16 protein-coding genes are annotated in these 15113 nt (G+C 63.3%); 13 read left to right on the top strand and 3 right to left on the bottom strand.

Annotated elements, in window-relative coordinates:
• Positions 1 to 346 precede the first annotated feature (346 nt).
• The 7 genes from LB557_RS27010 to LB557_RS26980 all read left to right on the top strand — a co-directional run bounded on the left by LB557_RS27010 (position 347) and on the right by LB557_RS26980 (position 9023).
• Positions 347 to 1945 (top strand): DUF2778 domain-containing protein, encoded by a 1599-nt coding sequence (locus LB557_RS27010; RefSeq protein WP_224642560.1) that lies wholly within the window; start codon positions 347 to 349, stop codon positions 1943 to 1945.
• A 117-nt stretch (positions 1946 to 2062) separates the two neighbouring features.
• Positions 2063 to 5227, top strand: a complete 3165-nt coding sequence (gene uvrB / locus LB557_RS27005; RefSeq protein ID WP_224642561.1) for an excinuclease ABC subunit UvrB — start codon at positions 2063 to 2065, stop codon at positions 5225 to 5227.
• Between the two features lie 130 nt (positions 5228 to 5357).
• Positions 5358 to 6263, top strand: coding sequence for a DMT family transporter (locus LB557_RS27000; RefSeq protein ID WP_224642562.1), 906 nt, complete (start codon positions 5358 to 5360; stop codon positions 6261 to 6263).
• Positions 6264 to 6512: 249 nt separating this feature from the next.
• Positions 6513 to 8039, top strand: a complete 1527-nt coding sequence (locus LB557_RS26995) for an ABC-F family ATP-binding cassette domain-containing protein (protein ID WP_224642563.1) — start codon at positions 6513 to 6515, stop codon at positions 8037 to 8039.
• A gap of 78 nt (positions 8040 to 8117) precedes the next feature.
• Complete coding sequence (locus LB557_RS26990; protein WP_224642564.1) at positions 8118 to 8396, top strand: type II toxin-antitoxin system RelE/ParE family toxin; 279 nt, start codon at positions 8118 to 8120, stop codon at positions 8394 to 8396.
• A gap of 28 nt (positions 8397 to 8424) precedes the next feature.
• Entirely contained in the window at positions 8425 to 8733 is a 309-nt protein-coding gene (locus tag LB557_RS26985) for a HigA family addiction module antitoxin (protein ID WP_015316118.1), read from the top strand.
• Between the two features lie 137 nt (positions 8734 to 8870).
• Positions 8871 to 9023: a hypothetical protein gene (locus LB557_RS26980; RefSeq protein WP_083883193.1), complete on the top strand. Its 153-nt coding sequence runs from the start codon at positions 8871 to 8873 to the stop codon at positions 9021 to 9023.
• A gap of 28 nt (positions 9024 to 9051) precedes the next feature.
• Here LB557_RS26980 and LB557_RS26975 read toward each other — a convergent pair whose 3' ends face one another.
• On the bottom strand, positions 9052 to 9666 hold the full coding sequence (locus LB557_RS26975; protein WP_224642565.1) for a glutathione S-transferase: 615 nt from the start codon (positions 9664 to 9666) through the stop codon (positions 9052 to 9054).
• Positions 9667 to 9887: 221 nt separating this feature from the next.
• On the opposite strand from LB557_RS26975, the gene LB557_RS26970 reads away from it, so the two are divergent.
• Positions 9888 to 10304, top strand: coding sequence for a VOC family protein (locus LB557_RS26970; RefSeq protein ID WP_140823225.1), 417 nt, complete (start codon positions 9888 to 9890; stop codon positions 10302 to 10304).
• Positions 10305 to 10402: 98 nt separating this feature from the next.
• A complete protein-coding gene (locus LB557_RS26965) occupies positions 10403 to 10756 on the top strand; it encodes a DUF1428 domain-containing protein (RefSeq protein WP_140617709.1) in 354 nt (117 codons plus the stop codon).
• A 46-nt stretch (positions 10757 to 10802) separates the two neighbouring features.
• Here the strand turns inward: LB557_RS26965 and LB557_RS26960 are convergent, their stop codons facing one another.
• Complete coding sequence (locus LB557_RS26960) at positions 10803 to 12437, bottom strand: tetratricopeptide repeat-containing sulfotransferase family protein (protein ID WP_411970578.1); 1635 nt, start codon at positions 12435 to 12437, stop codon at positions 10803 to 10805.
• 213 nt (positions 12438 to 12650) lie between these two features.
• Between LB557_RS26960 and LB557_RS26955 the strand changes: the two genes are divergently transcribed.
• The 4 genes from LB557_RS26955 to LB557_RS26940 all read left to right on the top strand — a co-directional run bounded on the left by LB557_RS26955 (position 12651) and on the right by LB557_RS26940 (position 14340).
• Positions 12651 to 12890: a hypothetical protein gene (locus LB557_RS26955; RefSeq protein WP_181172906.1), complete on the top strand. Its 240-nt coding sequence runs from the start codon at positions 12651 to 12653 to the stop codon at positions 12888 to 12890.
• 237 nt (positions 12891 to 13127) lie between these two features.
• A complete protein-coding gene (locus LB557_RS26950) occupies positions 13128 to 13397 on the top strand; it encodes a hypothetical protein (RefSeq protein ID WP_224642567.1) in 270 nt (89 codons plus the stop codon).
• On the top strand, positions 13394 to 13642 hold the full coding sequence (locus LB557_RS26945; protein WP_015316110.1) for a hypothetical protein: 249 nt from the start codon (positions 13394 to 13396) through the stop codon (positions 13640 to 13642). The genes LB557_RS26950 and LB557_RS26945 overlap by 4 nt, the downstream gene beginning before the upstream one ends.
• Positions 13643 to 13722: 80 nt before the next feature.
• Positions 13723 to 14340, top strand: a complete 618-nt coding sequence (locus tag LB557_RS26940) for a flavodoxin family protein (RefSeq protein ID WP_140713649.1) — start codon at positions 13723 to 13725, stop codon at positions 14338 to 14340.
• 32 nt (positions 14341 to 14372) lie between these two features.
• Here LB557_RS26940 and LB557_RS26935 read toward each other — a convergent pair whose 3' ends face one another.
• On the bottom strand, positions 14373 to 14774 hold the full coding sequence (locus LB557_RS26935) for a Kazal-type serine protease inhibitor domain-containing protein (protein WP_140617705.1): 402 nt from the start codon (positions 14772 to 14774) through the stop codon (positions 14373 to 14375).
• Between the last annotated feature and the right edge of the window lie 339 nt (positions 14775 to 15113).

Raw genomic sequence — 15113 nt, 5'->3', positions numbered from 1 at the left:
CATTTGGCGTGCCTCACTGTCCCGGAAGCGCCGAATCGCCTTTTGCGAGGATTAGCGAAGGCTGTTTCGCTTGACTCGCCCGGCAAAAACAGGCAGCAAAAAAGCCTTGGAAGGGCTGCAATACCGCGTGCATGGTCGTGGACGAGCCTTTTTCGGCACAAAGTCCACGTCTCTCGATTGGTTTTGAGAGGGATTGGTTAACCAACTTTGTCCATATTTTGAAGCAATCGGCAACTAACGACAGGCGCGGCAAACGCGTCGGGGACCACCTGGGATCACTCACAGAATGGTCGTCGCGGCTATCACAGCCGCGGACGTGGGAGCCGATTGGAGCAAGATTGGTTGCATGGCGTTGTTGAGTCGTAAAATTGTCGGGGACAGGCGTTGCAGCGGCGAGACCGCCTTCGAAGCGCCACGTGCCTCATCCTTCACCCCTGAACGGGTTGTCCGCTGGATTGCGGTGCCGGGCGTCAGCGCCGCCGTCGGCCTATGGCTGATCGGCACCATGGCCGGCCTTAGCTCTGTCGGTGCCTCGCTTTCGGTCACGTCGGTCGGCCTGCCGCAGACGCTGTCCATGCCGGGCACGCTCGCTCTCGCCGATCCGCTGAAGCAGCATTTCCTCAGCTCTTCGGCGCCCTTCATGACAGCCAATACGCATGGCGGCGCGCAGGCGCTGCACGACCATGCCGTACAGTGCGGTGCCAGTTGCTTCAAGCTGGCCGCGATAACCTCCAAGGCGGAGAAATCCGGGCGCCTGGTGGCGCAGGCCAAGCCAACGCCGGCGAAGTCGAAATCGCAGCAGCGCTTCGAACTGATGGAAGCGTCGCTGTCGCCGACAAAGCTCGCCGCTGCCTTCGCCGGCGCGGGAAAGCCTGCGACCGCGGCCAGCACCCATCCAGTGATTTCCAGCGCCACTCCACGGATCACCGAGGCGTCCCTCGTGCCGTCCGTCCAGGTCATGGCCAGCCTGTCCAACGACATGCCGGCTCCGGCGGCGGAACGCTTCGCCCGCGCCGAAACGGGTTCCGTCGTGCAGACCGCGCCGGCGCCGATGGGCTTTGCCCAGTCGGAAACGCCCGACAACGCGCAGCTGGCGCTTGCCCTGGTCGAGTCGATGCCGGTCGAGGACGAAGCTTTCGCCTCGCCGCTGCCGATGACCGAATCCTCCGCCGATGTCGCGGTGGCGCCTGTCGAGACCCAGCAGGAACAGCCGGGCGACGCCGCTTCGCTGCCGGATGCGCTCACCGACGACGTGCCGCTGCCGACCCGCCGCCCGCAATATGACGCGCCGCGGCAACCCCGGATCGTGGAAGAGGACAAGCCGGCCGCACAGCCCAGGACCTTGGAGCAGAAGCCGGCGCCCCAGCCGAAGCCCGTCCAGCAAGCCAGGCAGCCGGCCCGGCAAGGCCGGACCCGTGATGGTGGCGACGTGCTGGCCTATGCCAAGCCGGACACGCCTTCGGGCGGCCTCGGCCAGGCGTTCAGGAACCTGTTCAACGGCCCGAGCGCCGGAAGCGGCGCCGGCCATGGCGTCGCCGTCTATGACATCAGCGCCAAGACCGTCTACATGCCCGACGGCCAGCGGCTCGAGGCGCATTCCGGCCTCGGCGCAATGGTCGACCAGCCGCGCTATGTCCACGTCAAGGACCGTGGCCCGACGCCGCCCAACACCTACAATCTGTCGCTGCGCGAATCCCGCTTCCACGGCGTCGAGGCCATTCGCCTGACCCCGACGAGCGGCGGCAACAAATACAACCGCAACGGCCTGCTCGCGCATACCTACATGCTGCGGGGCGGTCGCGCCGAATCCAATGGCTGCGTCGTCTTCAGGGACTATGCCCGCTTCCTCGCCGCCTTCAAGAAGGGCAAGGTCACTCGCCTCGTCGTGGTGGATCGCCTGAACGGATCGGCGACCCGGGTCGCGTCGAACGGAAGCGGTGCTTGAGATAAGGCGAAACCCTCCGCCACCTCCTGACAGCCTTCTGTCAGGAGCCTGACGCGGCCGCCGGCCCGTCCTCATCGCGCTCTTTCCATTTTGGCCGAGAAATCCCATATTCGGGACATGGCTAAATCCCCCGATAAAAGAACGCCGCCGACGGCGAATGAGGACCGCGCCGCGCCTAAGCGGCGCAGCCCGCTGACCGATTTCCTCGACGCCTCGGAACCGCTGCACAAGGGCGGCTTCGCCGAGATGCCGCAGGCCGAATTGTCGGGCACGCCGCTGACCGGCTCGATCGCCGATTGGGCCGAGCAGATCGAGCAGGAGGCTGAACGGGAAGGACGCGCCACGGGCAAAGGCGGCGGCGCCAAGTCGCCGAAGAAAATACCCGAGCGCTCCGCCGCGCCGGGCCGCACCGCGCGCGGCACCTCGATGGGCGGCGCCGCGTCGGCCCGCGAACGCACGGCGGCCGGCCTCAATCCGGTCGCCGGGCTCGACATCTCGCTGGAAGAAGCCGAGACGATGTCGTCCAGTGGCGTCACCGCCACGGTGGCCGCGCTCTCGGCGCTGATCGAATCCGGCAATCCGCTGCACAAGGACGGCGTGCTGTGGACGCCGCACCGCCCTGCCCGGCCGGAAAAATCCGAAGGCGGCATCGCCATCAAGATGGTGTCGGACTTCGAGCCCGCCGGCGACCAACCGACCGCCATCAAGGATCTGGTCGAGGGCGTTGACAACAACGACCGCACCCAGGTGCTGCTCGGCGTCACCGGTTCCGGGAAAACCTTCACCATGGCCAAGGTGATCGAGGAGACACAGCGCCCCGCTCTGATCCTGGCGCCCAACAAGACTCTGGCCGCGCAGCTCTATTCCGAGTTCAAGAAATTCTTCCCCGACAATGCGGTGGAGTATTTCGTCTCCTACTACGACTATTACCAGCCGGAAGCCTACGTTCCGCGCACCGACACCTTCATCGAGAAGGAATCCTCGATCAACGAGCAGATCGACCGCATGCGCCATTCGGCGACGCGTTCGCTGCTCGAGCGCGACGACGTCATCATCGTCGCCTCCGTATCCTGCATCTACGGTATCGGTTCGGTCGAGACCTACACGGCGATGACCTTCCAGATGCAGATCGGCGACCGGCTCGACCAGCGCGCTCTGCTCGCCGACCTCGTTGCCCAGCAGTACAAGCGCCAGGACATCAATTTCGTGCGCGGCTCGTTCCGCGTGCGCGGCGACACGATCGAGATCTTCCCGGCCCACCTTGAGGACCGCGCCTGGCGCATCTCGATGTTCGGCGACGAGATCGAGGCGATCACCGAGTTCGATCCGCTGACCGGCCAGAAGACCGGCGAGTTGAAGAGCGTCAAGATCTACGCCAACTCGCACTATGTGACGCCGCGCCCGACGCTCAATCAGGCGATCAAGTCGATCAAGGAAGAGCTCAAGCACCGGCTGGTGGAACTCGAGCGCGCCGGCCGTCTGCTCGAGGCGCAGCGGCTGGAGCAGCGCTGCCGCTTCGACCTCGAAATGCTGGAAGCCACCGGCTCCTGCGCCGGCATCGAGAACTATTCGCGCTACCTCACCGGCCGCCAGCCGGGCGATCCGCCGCCCACCTTGTTCGAATACATTCCCGACAATGCGCTGGTCTTCATCGACGAGAGCCACGTCACCGTGCCGCAGATCGGCGGCATGTATCGCGGCGACTTCAGGCGCAAGGCGACGCTGGCCGAATATGGCTTCCGCCTGCCCTCCTGCATGGACAACCGACCGCTGCGCTTCGAGGAATGGGACGCAATGCGGCCGCTCTCGGTTGCCGTTTCGGCGACACCGGGCGGCTGGGAGATGGAACAGGCCGGCGGCGTCTTCGCCGAACAGGTTATCCGCCCGACCGGCCTGATCGATCCGCCGGTCGAGGTGCGCCCGGCCAAGAGCCAGGTCGACGACGTCGTCGGTGAGATCCGCGACACCACCAAGGCGGGATACCGCACGCTGGTGACGGTGCTGACGAAGCGCATGGCCGAGGACCTGACCGAATACCTGCATGAGCAGGGCGTGCGCGTGCGTTACATGCACTCTGACATCGACACGCTTGAGCGCATCGAGATCCTGCGCGACCTGCGCCTCGGCGCCTTCGACGTGCTGGTCGGCATCAACCTTTTGCGCGAAGGCCTCGACATCCCCGAATGCGGCTTCGTCGCCATTCTCGACGCCGACAAGGAAGGTTTCCTGCGTTCGGAAACCTCGCTGATCCAGACCATCGGCCGTGCCGCCCGCAATGTCGACGGCAAGGTCATCCTCTACGCGGACCAGGTCACCGGTTCGATGGAGCGGGCGATGGCCGAGACCAACCGCCGCCGCGAAAAGCAGATGGAGTGGAACGCCGCTAACGGCATCACGCCGGAATCGGTCAAGTCGCGCATCTCCGATATTCTGGACTCGGTCTACGAGAAGGACCATGTCCGCGCCGACATCTCGCAGTTCACCGACAGCGCCGGCGCCATGATGGGCAACAATTTCAAGGCCCATCTCGACGCGCTGGACAAGCAGATGCGCGACGCCGCCGCCAATCTCGACTTCGAAAAGGCGGCCCGCATCCGCGACGAGATCAAGCGGCTGCACGAGATGGAATTGTCGATCTCCGACGATCCGCTGGCGCGCGAGGTGGAAGGCCAAAGTCCGGCCTCTGGCCGCGAAAAGGGGAAGCACAACAAGGGCGTGGCCAAGCATCGGACATTGGAGGAACAGGAACGGTTCCGCAAGCTCGATCAGGCACGCGCCGCCGAAGAGGCAGCCAAGGCCGCCAGGCCGAACCTCTTCCGCAAGCCCGATCTCGACGAGATGGGCGCCGACGGCGCCGTGCCGGTGAAGAAGCCACTGTTCGCCAAGCCGTCACTGGACGACATGGGGCCTGGCACCGACATGCCGACGCCGTCAGGCGCGGTGTCGCGGTCGCTGTTCAAGAAGCAGTCGGCGGAAGAAGCGCATGGCTCCGACTTCGGCATCCCCGGCGATGCGACCAAGCCGCTGTTCAAAAAGAACTCGCTCGACGAGATGACGGTGCGCCGCACCGAAAAACCGGTAGAGGGAAAAGTGCCGGCGAAGCCACAGCCAATCTCCCCCGTGGGGGAGATGTCCGGCAGGACAGAGAGGGGCGCGAAGGATCGCGGCGATGCCGACAAGCCTATCGTCCGTCAACGCTCCGGCATCGGCTCCTACGAGGACCAAGGCGACGCCCGCCGCGAAAAGCGCCGGCCGGGCAAGACAGGCAGGCCCGGACGGTAGCAATTCTTCGCGCCCCCGCTGTCCCTCCAATATAGATCAGCTTTTCCTGCCGCCTTGCCAGTGGTGGGACGAACCTATACGGGCCTTTCAATTCTGCTCTTCCGCTCCGAAAACCATCAGCCAACTCCCCATGAAACCCGGAGACATCGCCGCCTACATCTTCCTGGCTGTCACCTGGGGACTGTCGTTCCTGGTGCTGCTCAAGGTGGTGCATGCCTTTGGCTGGGTCGGCGCGGTCACCTTGCGCGCGCTGATCGCCGGCATCACGCTCTTTCTGCTTGCCGCCGCGACGCGGCGACGGCTGGATTTCAGCGCCGGCTGGCGGCATTTCGCCATGGTCGGCGCGACGACGGTGGCGGCGCAGCTGATCGGCCTGTCCTATGCCACGCCGCGCATCGGCACGGCGATGGCGGCCATCCTGGTTGCCGCCATCCCGCTGTTCTCGATGATCATCGGCCAGCTCTGGGGGCTTGAGCGCATCGCTGTTCGCGGCCTGGCCGGACTGCTGCTCGGCGCTGCCGGCATCATCGTCCTGGTCGGTTTCCCCGCCGTTCCGGTCACCGCATCCTTTGCGATCGGCTGTGCCGCCTCGCTGTTCAGTTCCTTCTCGGCGGCATTCGGCAGCAACTACGCCAATCGCCATTTGCGCTCGGCCGGCTCGCTGGAACTCACCAGCGCCGCCTTCCTGTTCGGCGGCCTGATGACGCTGCCGCTGCTGCTCGCCGTGCCGGTGCCAGCCATGCCGCGACCTGTCGATTTCCTCTACCTGGCCATACTGGCCTGCGTGATGAGCGCATTGACCTATGTCGTGTATTTCCGGCTGGTGGCCAGCATCGGAGCGACCAGGACCATCAGCGTCGAATTCGCCGTCACCACGATCGCGGTGCTGGCCGGAACGATTGTGCTCGGCGAGTCGCTGACCCTGATCCAGGGCTTCGGCGCGGTGGCGATCATCGGCGGCTGCATACTGGTGCTGGCCCCCTTCCCGCGCCGCTTGAAAGCGGCGGCCTTGCCATCAGCCTCGCCTTTGGTGTAGCCAGTCGTCACACTCGAACGTCTCGAAAGGAGGGCTCACGTGTTTACGTTCTATCGTCACCATCGTCAGCGTGGCCCGATTTGCGCCCTGCGAGCCAGCTTGCAGGGCTGACCAGGGACGGTCCGGGTTTTCTCCCGCTTCGATTTTTTGGTCTGCCCTTCGTGGTACGCAACGCCTGGCCTGATGGCCGGCACGCGCACCGTCAAAGTGCATGAGCCGGCATTCCGGCAAGACCAGAGAAATCAAAAAATGGCCCTGATCAGCCTCAAATCCCTCGGCGTCACCATGAGTGCGCCGCTCTTTTCCAATCTCGACCTCAGCATCGGCAACGGCGACCGGCTCGGCATCGTCGCCGCCAACGGCCGCGGCAAGTCGACCTTGCTCAAATGCCTGACCGGCGAATTGGAGCCGACCTCGGGCGACATCACCCGCACGCGCGGCCTGCGTGTCGGCTATGTCGAGCAATCCGTTGCCCCTGCCCTGCTTGGCCGCACTTTTTACGAGGTTGTGGCTGAGGCGTTACCGCCCGAACAGGCCGACAGCGAGATGTGGCGCGTCGATGTGGTTCTCGATTCGCTTGACGTGCCCGAGCCGATGCGCGGGCGAGAAATGCAGGCACTGAGCGGCGGCTGGCAGCGGCTGGCGCTGATCGCCCGCGTCTGGGTCACCGATCCCGACATGCTTTTGCTCGACGAGCCGACCAACCATCTCGACCTTGCGCGCATCAGCCAATTGGAAACCTGGCTCAACGCGCTGCCGCGCGAGGTGCCCGTCATCATCGCCAGCCATGACCGCGCCTTCCTAGACGCCACCACCAACCGGACGCTGTTCCTGCGCCCGGAACAGTCGCCGGTGTTCTCCCTCCCCTATTCCCGCGCCAGGGAGGCGCTGGACGAGGTTGACGCGTCGACCGAACGAAAGTTCCAGCGCGACATGAAGGTGGCGCAGCAATTGCGCCGGCAGGCGGCCAAGCTCAACAATATCGGCATCAATTCCGGCAGCGACCTGCTGACGGTCAAGACCAAGCAACTCAACCAGCGCGCGGAAAAATTGGAAGAGGCCGCCAATCCGGCGCATCGCGAGAAATCGGCGGGCGCGATTAAACTCGCCAATCGCGGTACCCACGCCAAGGTGCTGATCACGCTTGACGACGCGGCGGTCGAAACGCCCGACGGCACGCTGCTGTTCAGGACCGGCAAGCGCCACATCTGCCAGGGCGACCGCATCGTGCTGCTCGGCCGCAACGGCGTCGGCAAGTCGCGCTTCGTCACCATGATCCGCAACGCCATCCTCGAGCCGGACACGGTGCGGAATGTGAAGGTGACGCCGTCCACCGTGCTCGGCTACAGCGACCAGGCGCTGTCGGGCATCAGCGGCGACGACACGCCGCTGGCGATGGTCTCGCGCCGTTACGATGTCGGCGAACAGCGCGCCCGCTCGCTGCTTGCCGGCGCCGGCGTGGTCATCGAGATGCAGGAGAAAAAGATCGGTGTTCTGTCGGGCGGCCAGAAGGCACGGCTGATGATGCTGGCGCTCAGGCTCGCCAATCCCAATTTCTATCTGCTCGACGAGCCCACCAACCATCTCGACATAGACGGCCAGGAAGCGCTGGAGGAAGAGTTGCTGAAGCACCAGGCAAGCTGTCTGCTCGCCTCGCACGACCGCTCCTTCATCCGCGCCATCGGCAACCGCTTCTGGCTGATCGAGAAGCGGAAGCTGACCGAAGTCGAGGATCCGGAGAGCTTCTTCCGCGAGGTGGCTGAGGGAACCGGCTGAGCGGCGGGAGATCGGCATGCCTGTAAATTATTTGCTTACAGGTTCTTGATTTGTGTAAGCGATCTGTTTACATATGTCATGATCAAATCGTTCAAGAACAAGGCGCTGTCCGACCTTTTTCAAACCGGAAAAACCGGCAAGATCGATGCCAAGATGCACAAGCGCATCCTTGTTCGGCTTGACCGCCTGGAAGCATCGGAAAAGCCGGAGGAGATGAACCTTCCCGGCTTCGACTTCCACCCGCTGAAAGGCCTCGATCCCATCCGCTACACGGTCCACGTCAATGGCCCACGGTGCATTACATTTGAATTCGACGGTAACGACGCCGCCCGCGTCGATTTCGAGCAATATCACTGAGGCGGCCAGATTTGGAGAAGTTCGACGTATGACCGTGCACGAGCCGACGCGTCCGATCGAGCGTTGCCCCTCCCACCCGGGAGCGCTGCTTGAGGACATTATCCCGGCAACTGGAAAGACCAAGGTGGAAATTGCAAATCTGCTCGGGATCTCCCGGCAGCAGCTCTATGACATTATCCGCGAAAGGAAGCCGGTTTCGCCGGCGGTGGCCGCTCGCCTTGGGAAGCTGTTCGGCGACGGCGCCGCGATCTGGCTTCGGATGCAGGCGGCTTTCGATGCCTGGCACGCCGAGCGTGAGGTCGATGTTTCGGCTATTCCCACGCTCAAGGTCGCATAGGTTCTCCTCGGCGGCGCCTGAACGAGATGTAAACGCTGACAAAAAATTCTCCGGGCAATCTGTCGGATCGCCCGTTGCTGCCTCGTCCTTGGGATGCCGACACGATGATGCCGGCGCCAAACCAGGGAGAATTCGTCATGTCCGTCCTGTCATCCATCGGCCGCATCGCAACCCGGTATGCCGCGGCGCGCGCCCGTCACCGCAGCGAACGCATCCTGCTGTCGCTGCCTGCCGCGCTGCGCAAGGATATCGGCTTTCCGGAAATCCTCGACACGCGGAACAACCGTTGACGCTCGCCGCCTCTCAGGCGAGCGCGAATCAATCATGTGTATCGCCCGAAAGCGGCGTCGCACGCATCGACGCACGCTTTTCGAAAGCCTCGAACCAGCGCGTCAGCCGCGCCCGCGAACCAAACGACGGAAGATGACGGAACGCCATCCAGGACAGCGTGGTGGCTAGCGCAATATGTCCAACATGGAGCGGCGCCTCGTCGTCAAGGGCGCCCTCGGCCCAGTCGTAGGTCGCCTCGATCTTCTGCCGATATCCTTCGGCAAGAGCATCATAGCGCAGCTGTTCGGGTCTCCTTTCCGTCTCCCAGCGCAAGGCGATGCCCGTCTGCGCAAGGCCTTGGGCGGCCGATTGCAGCCGCAACGCCTGCCAGCGTGCCTCGCCGACCTGCGGCAGCAACTTCCGGTCATCATGCAGCGTATCGAGATAGGCGCAGATGACGTCGGAATCGAAGATCGCCGGCGCACCCGGACGCAGCAGCACCGGCACTTGGCCTAGCGGGTTTTCGGCGTGGACACTGGCGTTGTGCGAGGTCGGGCTGGTTTCGTGATGAATGACCTGGAGCTGATCGGCGACGCCTGCCTCATGCGCGAAGACCAGCGCCTTGCGCGCGAAAGGTGAGTGGGTCTGATAATAGAGGATCATTGTCGTCTCCGGGCTGAGTAGGCGGCGCGCAATCCAACTCTTTTAGCTTGGGAGCCGAGAGAATTGCGCTCTGATTGGAAGCCGCCGACGCAAGTTCGTTGCACGCCTTCCCAACCCATCGGTTGTCGCCCGGCCAAAAATTTTCGGCGTCCTGTAGGATTGCCGTCATCTCATCCGTCCTATGGTCCGCAAGGCCAAACCAACGTGAAGAGGAACATGCAATGACCGACCAGACCCCACCCCGGCCAAAAGTGCTTGGCGGATTGACCCCCTATATTCAGGTCGACGGTGCCATCAAGGCGGCCGAGTTCTACAAGAAGGCTTTCGGGGCCGAGGAAGTCTTTGCCTACCCGGCGGACGAAAAAGGCCGCACCATGCATATCCATCTCTATATCAACGGCTCGACACTGATGCTGGGCGACGCCTATCCGGAACACGGCCATCCGCACCAGGCGGCGCAGGGCTATACGCTGCAGCTCCATCTCGGCAAGGATGACATCGACGCTTGGTGGAAGCGCGCCGTCGACGCCGGCTGCGAGGCCGTCACGCCGCTGCAGGTGATGTTCTGGGGCGACCGCTGGGGCCAGGTGAAGGATCCCTTCGGCGTCGCATGGGCAATGAACGCACCGACGGAATAGGCTTTAGCGAGCGCGCCCCTCGCCGAGGGGATGCGCCCAATCGCGCCGGGTGTATCCCCGCCGACCCGGCGTTCGAATTCAGCAAAGAGGAGACCACCATGTCCTATGTCGATGGCTTCGTGCTTGCCGTGCCGAAGGCAAATCTCGATGACTATAAAAAGCTCGCCAACCTCGCAGGCCCCATATGGATGGAACATGGCGCGCTCGCCTATGTCGAATGCATCGGCGACGACGTGCCCTATGGCGAAATCACCTCGTTTCCGCGTGCCGTTCAGGCCAAGGATGATGAGATCGTCGTTTTCTCCTGGGCCGTATACAAATCCAGGCAGGATCGCGATGCGGTGATGGCCAAGGTGATGGCCGACCCTCGTCTGCAGCGCGATATGGCCACGATGCCGTTCGACGGCAAGCGCATGATCTTCGGCGGCTTCCAGCCCTTCATGGAACTTTGAGACAGCTCGACCGCCGTTCGCAGGCCGGCCTTACCGCGCTATCGGCCTATCCGAGCTTATCCAGCAGTGGTTTCAGCCTGTCGCCATAGCGCTTCCACAGATCGACCGAGCCCTGGTACATGGGCTGGCGCACCTGCGCGGCCGACGCCGTGCGCACCGGCCTGTCGGTCTCGTGGAACGACAGCACGGCATCGTCCCATGGCAGGCCGAGATAGTCGATCAGCGCCCGGCTCTGCCCATCCTGGTCGGCGACGAAATCCTCGTAGCGCACATCGTGCACGACGCCGGGCAGCACCTTGTGCCAATGCGCCATGATGTCGGTGTAGAGATTGTGGAAATCGGCGAGCTCACCGAGGTCATAGCCATAGCGGTGGCTGTCGCCGCGGAAATGCACCTTGTAGATCGACAGGCATGTCGCCGCCGCATCGCGGGCGCAATGGATGATCCTGGCCTTCGGCAGCATCATGTGGATGAAGCCGACAAGCAGGAAGTTGCCCGGCATCTTGTCGGTGACGTGGCGCATATGCGGATACCGGGCATGCAGCATGTCCAGATAGGCCTGCCCCGCCTCGGCGAAATCCCTATCGTCCGTGTCGGCCACCCCCCAGGGGAAGCCGCCCGGCATGTTCGACGGGAACTGCTTGCCGACCGCCGTCTTCAGGATGCTGAGCTCACCCGCGCCATAGACCTGGGGGTGACTGGCGATGATCTGTTCGACCAGCGTCGTACCCGAACGCGGCATGCCGACGACGAAGATCGGCGCGTCGTCGGCAATCGGGCTCGGTCTGTGCTTTTCGAAGAAGCCGGCATCGAACACCGTCTTCATTGCCTCGAATTCGGCGCGCGTCTTCACCGGGTCGTAGTCGATGCCCTTGCGGCGGATGGCATTGCCCTCGGCGAAATAGTCGAAGGCCCTGCCATAATCCTTGAGATCGTCATTGGCCTTGCCGAGGCCAAACGACAGCTGCATGCGTGCCAGGCTGTCCTGAGGCGCCTTGGCGTGCTGCGCCTCCATGCCAGCCATTTCGGCATCGCGCTCCTTCTGGCGCTTGACCTGCGTCAGCATCAGCCACGCGCGGGCCATGCCGGGCTGGATCGCCACCGCCTGCCGGAACAGGTCGGTCGCCTCGTCGAGCTTGCCCTTTTCCATCAGCCCGACGCCCAGTCCGTGCAGCAGGTCGGCATCCCTAGGCCGGATGGTCAGTGCCTCCTGGAAGACAGCCAGCGCCTCGTCGAGGCGTCCGGCTTCCTGCAGGGTTTCGGCAAGCCCGATACGGGCGCGCACATGGAATGGATTGCGCTGCACCGTGCCGCGATAGATGTCCTCGGCCTCGTCGAACCGGCCGATCTGCTTCAGCGACGAGCCGAGATTGTCGCGCGCCGCGAGCTGCTCCGGCCGCAGGTCCACCGCGCCGCGGAAGAAATCGATCGCCGCCGCGACACGGCCCAGATCGCGCATCACCGTGCCGAGATTGTTGAGGAAGTCGGGATTGGTCGGCTGCAGCTGAACCGACTGTTCGAGGAAATCCATGCCTTCTTCGCTGCGCCCCGTCTGGTGCAGCAGCAACCCCAGGAAATGCGCCGCGGCCGCGTGTTTGGGCTGACGCGTCAGCACCTGGCGGTAGATCGCCTCGGCCTCCTGCCGGCGCCCGGCCTGGTGCAGTTGCAATGCCTGCTGCACATACTGGTCGAGGACCAGCGGCGGCTGTCCTCCCCCGCCAGACTTGGCCGCGCCAGGCTTGGTCCCCGCACCCGCCGCTCTTCTCTGATCTCTGTTGATGGGACACCTACCGTGTTCGTGCGCCTGCCGCGATCTAGGCCATCGGCGTTACAGGTTCAAGGCTTTGCTTGATTCTGCGCCTCACGTCGCGGCGAAAGCGATCAAATCAGTCGATTGGTCTCTGCAACCTGCCTGGCCCGCCTCACAGTTCCATCGGTATCGGAGATCGTTCGCCTTGCCGCCTCGTCGCTTCTGATGGTCAGCCGCGCCGACTGGACGGCCATCGGCTTTCCGGCAGCGCCAATGGGGTACGTGGCGATTGACCTGACGATCGGATTGATCGCCATGCTCTTCCCTTTCGAAGTTCTGATTGAATCCATGGCTTTATCCCTTTTAGAAAAAATAAAAACATAAACGCCGAGGAAAAACTCGGCACATCTCCAAGAAATTTTCGAAGATATCCGCAGCCATAGCAGATTTATTCCAAAATTAATATCCGTCTATTTTTCAAATCGAAGCAAAGAATTCCGTTATTATTCTTGAATAGAGCGCCGATTTCCGTTATATATCACATATGGTTTGGGCCAGAATTGGCATCTCGCGGCGTCAGAGGTTCTCGACCCGCCAATCTCATCCCAAAAGGCCAGGACAATGCCCGACCGCACCATCCGTTCCATCGCCCATTTCACCGCGCCATTCATGCTCGGTGGCCTGGAAGGACAACTGCCGGCCGGCGACTACGACATCGATCACGACGAGGAGTTGATCGAGGGCATGTCGCGGCTTGCCTGGCGCCGCGTCGCCACCTTCATCCATCTGCCGGCAAAGGCGGTGAACAACCCGCTCACCAGCCAGCTCGTCGCCATCGACCACCTGGACCTCGAAACCGCGCTGGTGCGCGACCGGGAGAATGCAGCGTGATCCGTTTTCAACAGAATGCGCGACCGCGCACCGACACCCCCTCGCATCTCTTCGCCATCGGCCAGACCGTGCGGATGAAAAGCCGGACCGGCTTGGTCAACAAGGCCGCGGAACTGTTCGAGATCAAGAGCAGGCTGCCGGTCAAGGACGGTTCCCCGCAATACCGCATCCGCAGCGACCAGGAGACCCACGAACGGGTCACCACGGAAGACAATCTCGAACTGGCCGACAATCCGGCCAGCTGAGCGGAGGCCAGCCGACACACCGCGCAACCGCAAACGCCTCGCGGCGTTGAGCCTGCACACCCAGATGCAGGAGTTTTGCGATGTCCCTCACCGTCTTTGCCCTCAACTGTTCGCTGAAAGCATCCGGCGACAAGGAAAAATCGTCCACCGACAAGATCATCGCCGATCTGCTCGCGGCGCTCAAACCGCATGGCGTGGAAGGCGAGGTCGTGCGCACGCTTGATCATGACATCAAGCCTGGCGTGCTCTCCGACATGGGCAGGGGCGACGACTGGCCTGGCCTGCGCGAAAAGATCCTGGCCGCCGATATCTTCATTCTCGGCTTGCCGATCTGGTTGGGCCAACCATCGAGCGTCGCCAAGCGCGTCATGGAGCGGATGGACGCCTTTCTCGAGGAGACCGACGACAAGGGCCGCATGCCGGCCGCCGGCAAGGTGGCGCTGGTGGCGATTGTCGGCAACGAGGACGGCGCGCATCATTGCCATGCGGAGTGCTTCCAGGCGCTGAACGATGTCGGCTTCACCATTCCCGCCAATGGCGGCGTCTACTGGGTCGGTGAAGCCATGCATGACGTCAATTACGTCGACCTGCCGAAAACCCCCGCCAAGGTTACCGAAGCCATCGAAATGGCGGCCTCAAACGCTGCTCATCTGGCCGGCCTGCTCAAGAGCAAAGCTTATGTTGGCGTGGACAAATAATGGCCTTCCCCTCATGCGGAGACGGCAGAATCTCAGCACGGCCCCACGCCGACGATGCGGTAGTCCGAGGCCCGCGCCTCGCAGGCGTTGGGGAAGGTGCGCATCTCTCCATGCCGGCGGGCGCACACCGGAGCATATTCGCGGGTGCAGAACGTCTGCTCGCCACCGCCATCACCGCCGTGACAGGCGCCGTCACGCACGATGCGGTAACCCGCCCGATCGGCCAGACAGGCATTGGCGAAGGTCTGGCGATCTCCGCCGCGCCGGGCGCAGACCGGCTCGTATTGCTTGGTGCAGAATTGCGGTTCAGGGCGCGGCGGACGCGGTCGCGGCCCAGGTCCGTCATCGACGACGACCGTGCAGGCGGCAAGAATTGCCGACAGGAAAAGGACGGCAAAAACCTGCCGTGAAAAGATCGCCGCAAGAAACCTCATGATCGTCTCTCCCTCGATCCCCGTCCCGGTCCGTACCGCCCAAGACTGCGTGGCGGTTCGTTGATGATGATATCGATCAAAACAAGATTTGGATCAGTCACCCAATGGCGTGATCGTCGTCATTCCACCGCCAATTGCAACCCTTGTTTGCGGGTTCTGTAGAGAACGACACCCGAACCGGTGGGCCCCAGCCGCGTCCCCGGCAATCGTCGCTCCTGGCCCATCCATGACCGGTGCTGTGGGCCGATGACCCTTCCGCCAACGAAGCCTATTTGCGGCCGGTCGACGCTTTGATCGGTCGATTTTTGCGTCGGGATGCGCCCATGGCGGCGGCCCGCG

The sequence above is a fragment of the Mesorhizobium sp. BR115XR7A genome (assembly GCF_020165315.1).
Classification (GTDB): domain Bacteria; phylum Pseudomonadota; class Alphaproteobacteria; order Rhizobiales; family Rhizobiaceae; genus Mesorhizobium; species Mesorhizobium australicum.
Note: the sequence above shows the minus strand (reverse complement) of the source record. Positions and strands in the feature narration are given on the sequence as shown.

Coding starts and splice junctions, on each gene's coding strand:
- LB557_RS26970 (WP_140823225.1), top strand. CDS start 9,888: ATGACCGACCAGACCCCACCCCGGCCAAAAGTGCTTGGCGGATTGACC.
- uvrB (WP_224642561.1), top strand. CDS start 2,063: ATGGCTAAATCCCCCGATAAAAGAACGCCGCCGACGGCGAATGAGGAC.
- LB557_RS26965 (WP_140617709.1), top strand. CDS start 10,403: ATGTCCTATGTCGATGGCTTCGTGCTTGCCGTGCCGAAGGCAAATCTC.
- LB557_RS26950 (WP_224642567.1), top strand. CDS start 13,128: ATGCCCGACCGCACCATCCGTTCCATCGCCCATTTCACCGCGCCATTC.
- LB557_RS26990 (WP_224642564.1), top strand. CDS start 8,118: ATGATCAAATCGTTCAAGAACAAGGCGCTGTCCGACCTTTTTCAAACC.
- LB557_RS26940 (WP_140713649.1), top strand. CDS start 13,723: ATGTCCCTCACCGTCTTTGCCCTCAACTGTTCGCTGAAAGCATCCGGC.
- LB557_RS26980 (WP_083883193.1), top strand. CDS start 8,871: ATGTCCGTCCTGTCATCCATCGGCCGCATCGCAACCCGGTATGCCGCG.
- LB557_RS26935 (WP_140617705.1), bottom strand. CDS start 14,774: ATGAGGTTTCTTGCGGCGATCTTTTCACGGCAGGTTTTTGCCGTCCTT.
- LB557_RS26995 (WP_224642563.1), top strand. CDS start 6,513: ATGGCCCTGATCAGCCTCAAATCCCTCGGCGTCACCATGAGTGCGCCG.
- LB557_RS27010 (WP_224642560.1), top strand. CDS start 347: ATGGCGTTGTTGAGTCGTAAAATTGTCGGGGACAGGCGTTGCAGCGGC.
- LB557_RS26975 (WP_224642565.1), bottom strand. CDS start 9,666: ATGATCCTCTATTATCAGACCCACTCACCTTTCGCGCGCAAGGCGCTG.
- LB557_RS26985 (WP_015316118.1), top strand. CDS start 8,425: ATGACCGTGCACGAGCCGACGCGTCCGATCGAGCGTTGCCCCTCCCAC.
- LB557_RS27000 (WP_224642562.1), top strand. CDS start 5,358: ATGAAACCCGGAGACATCGCCGCCTACATCTTCCTGGCTGTCACCTGG.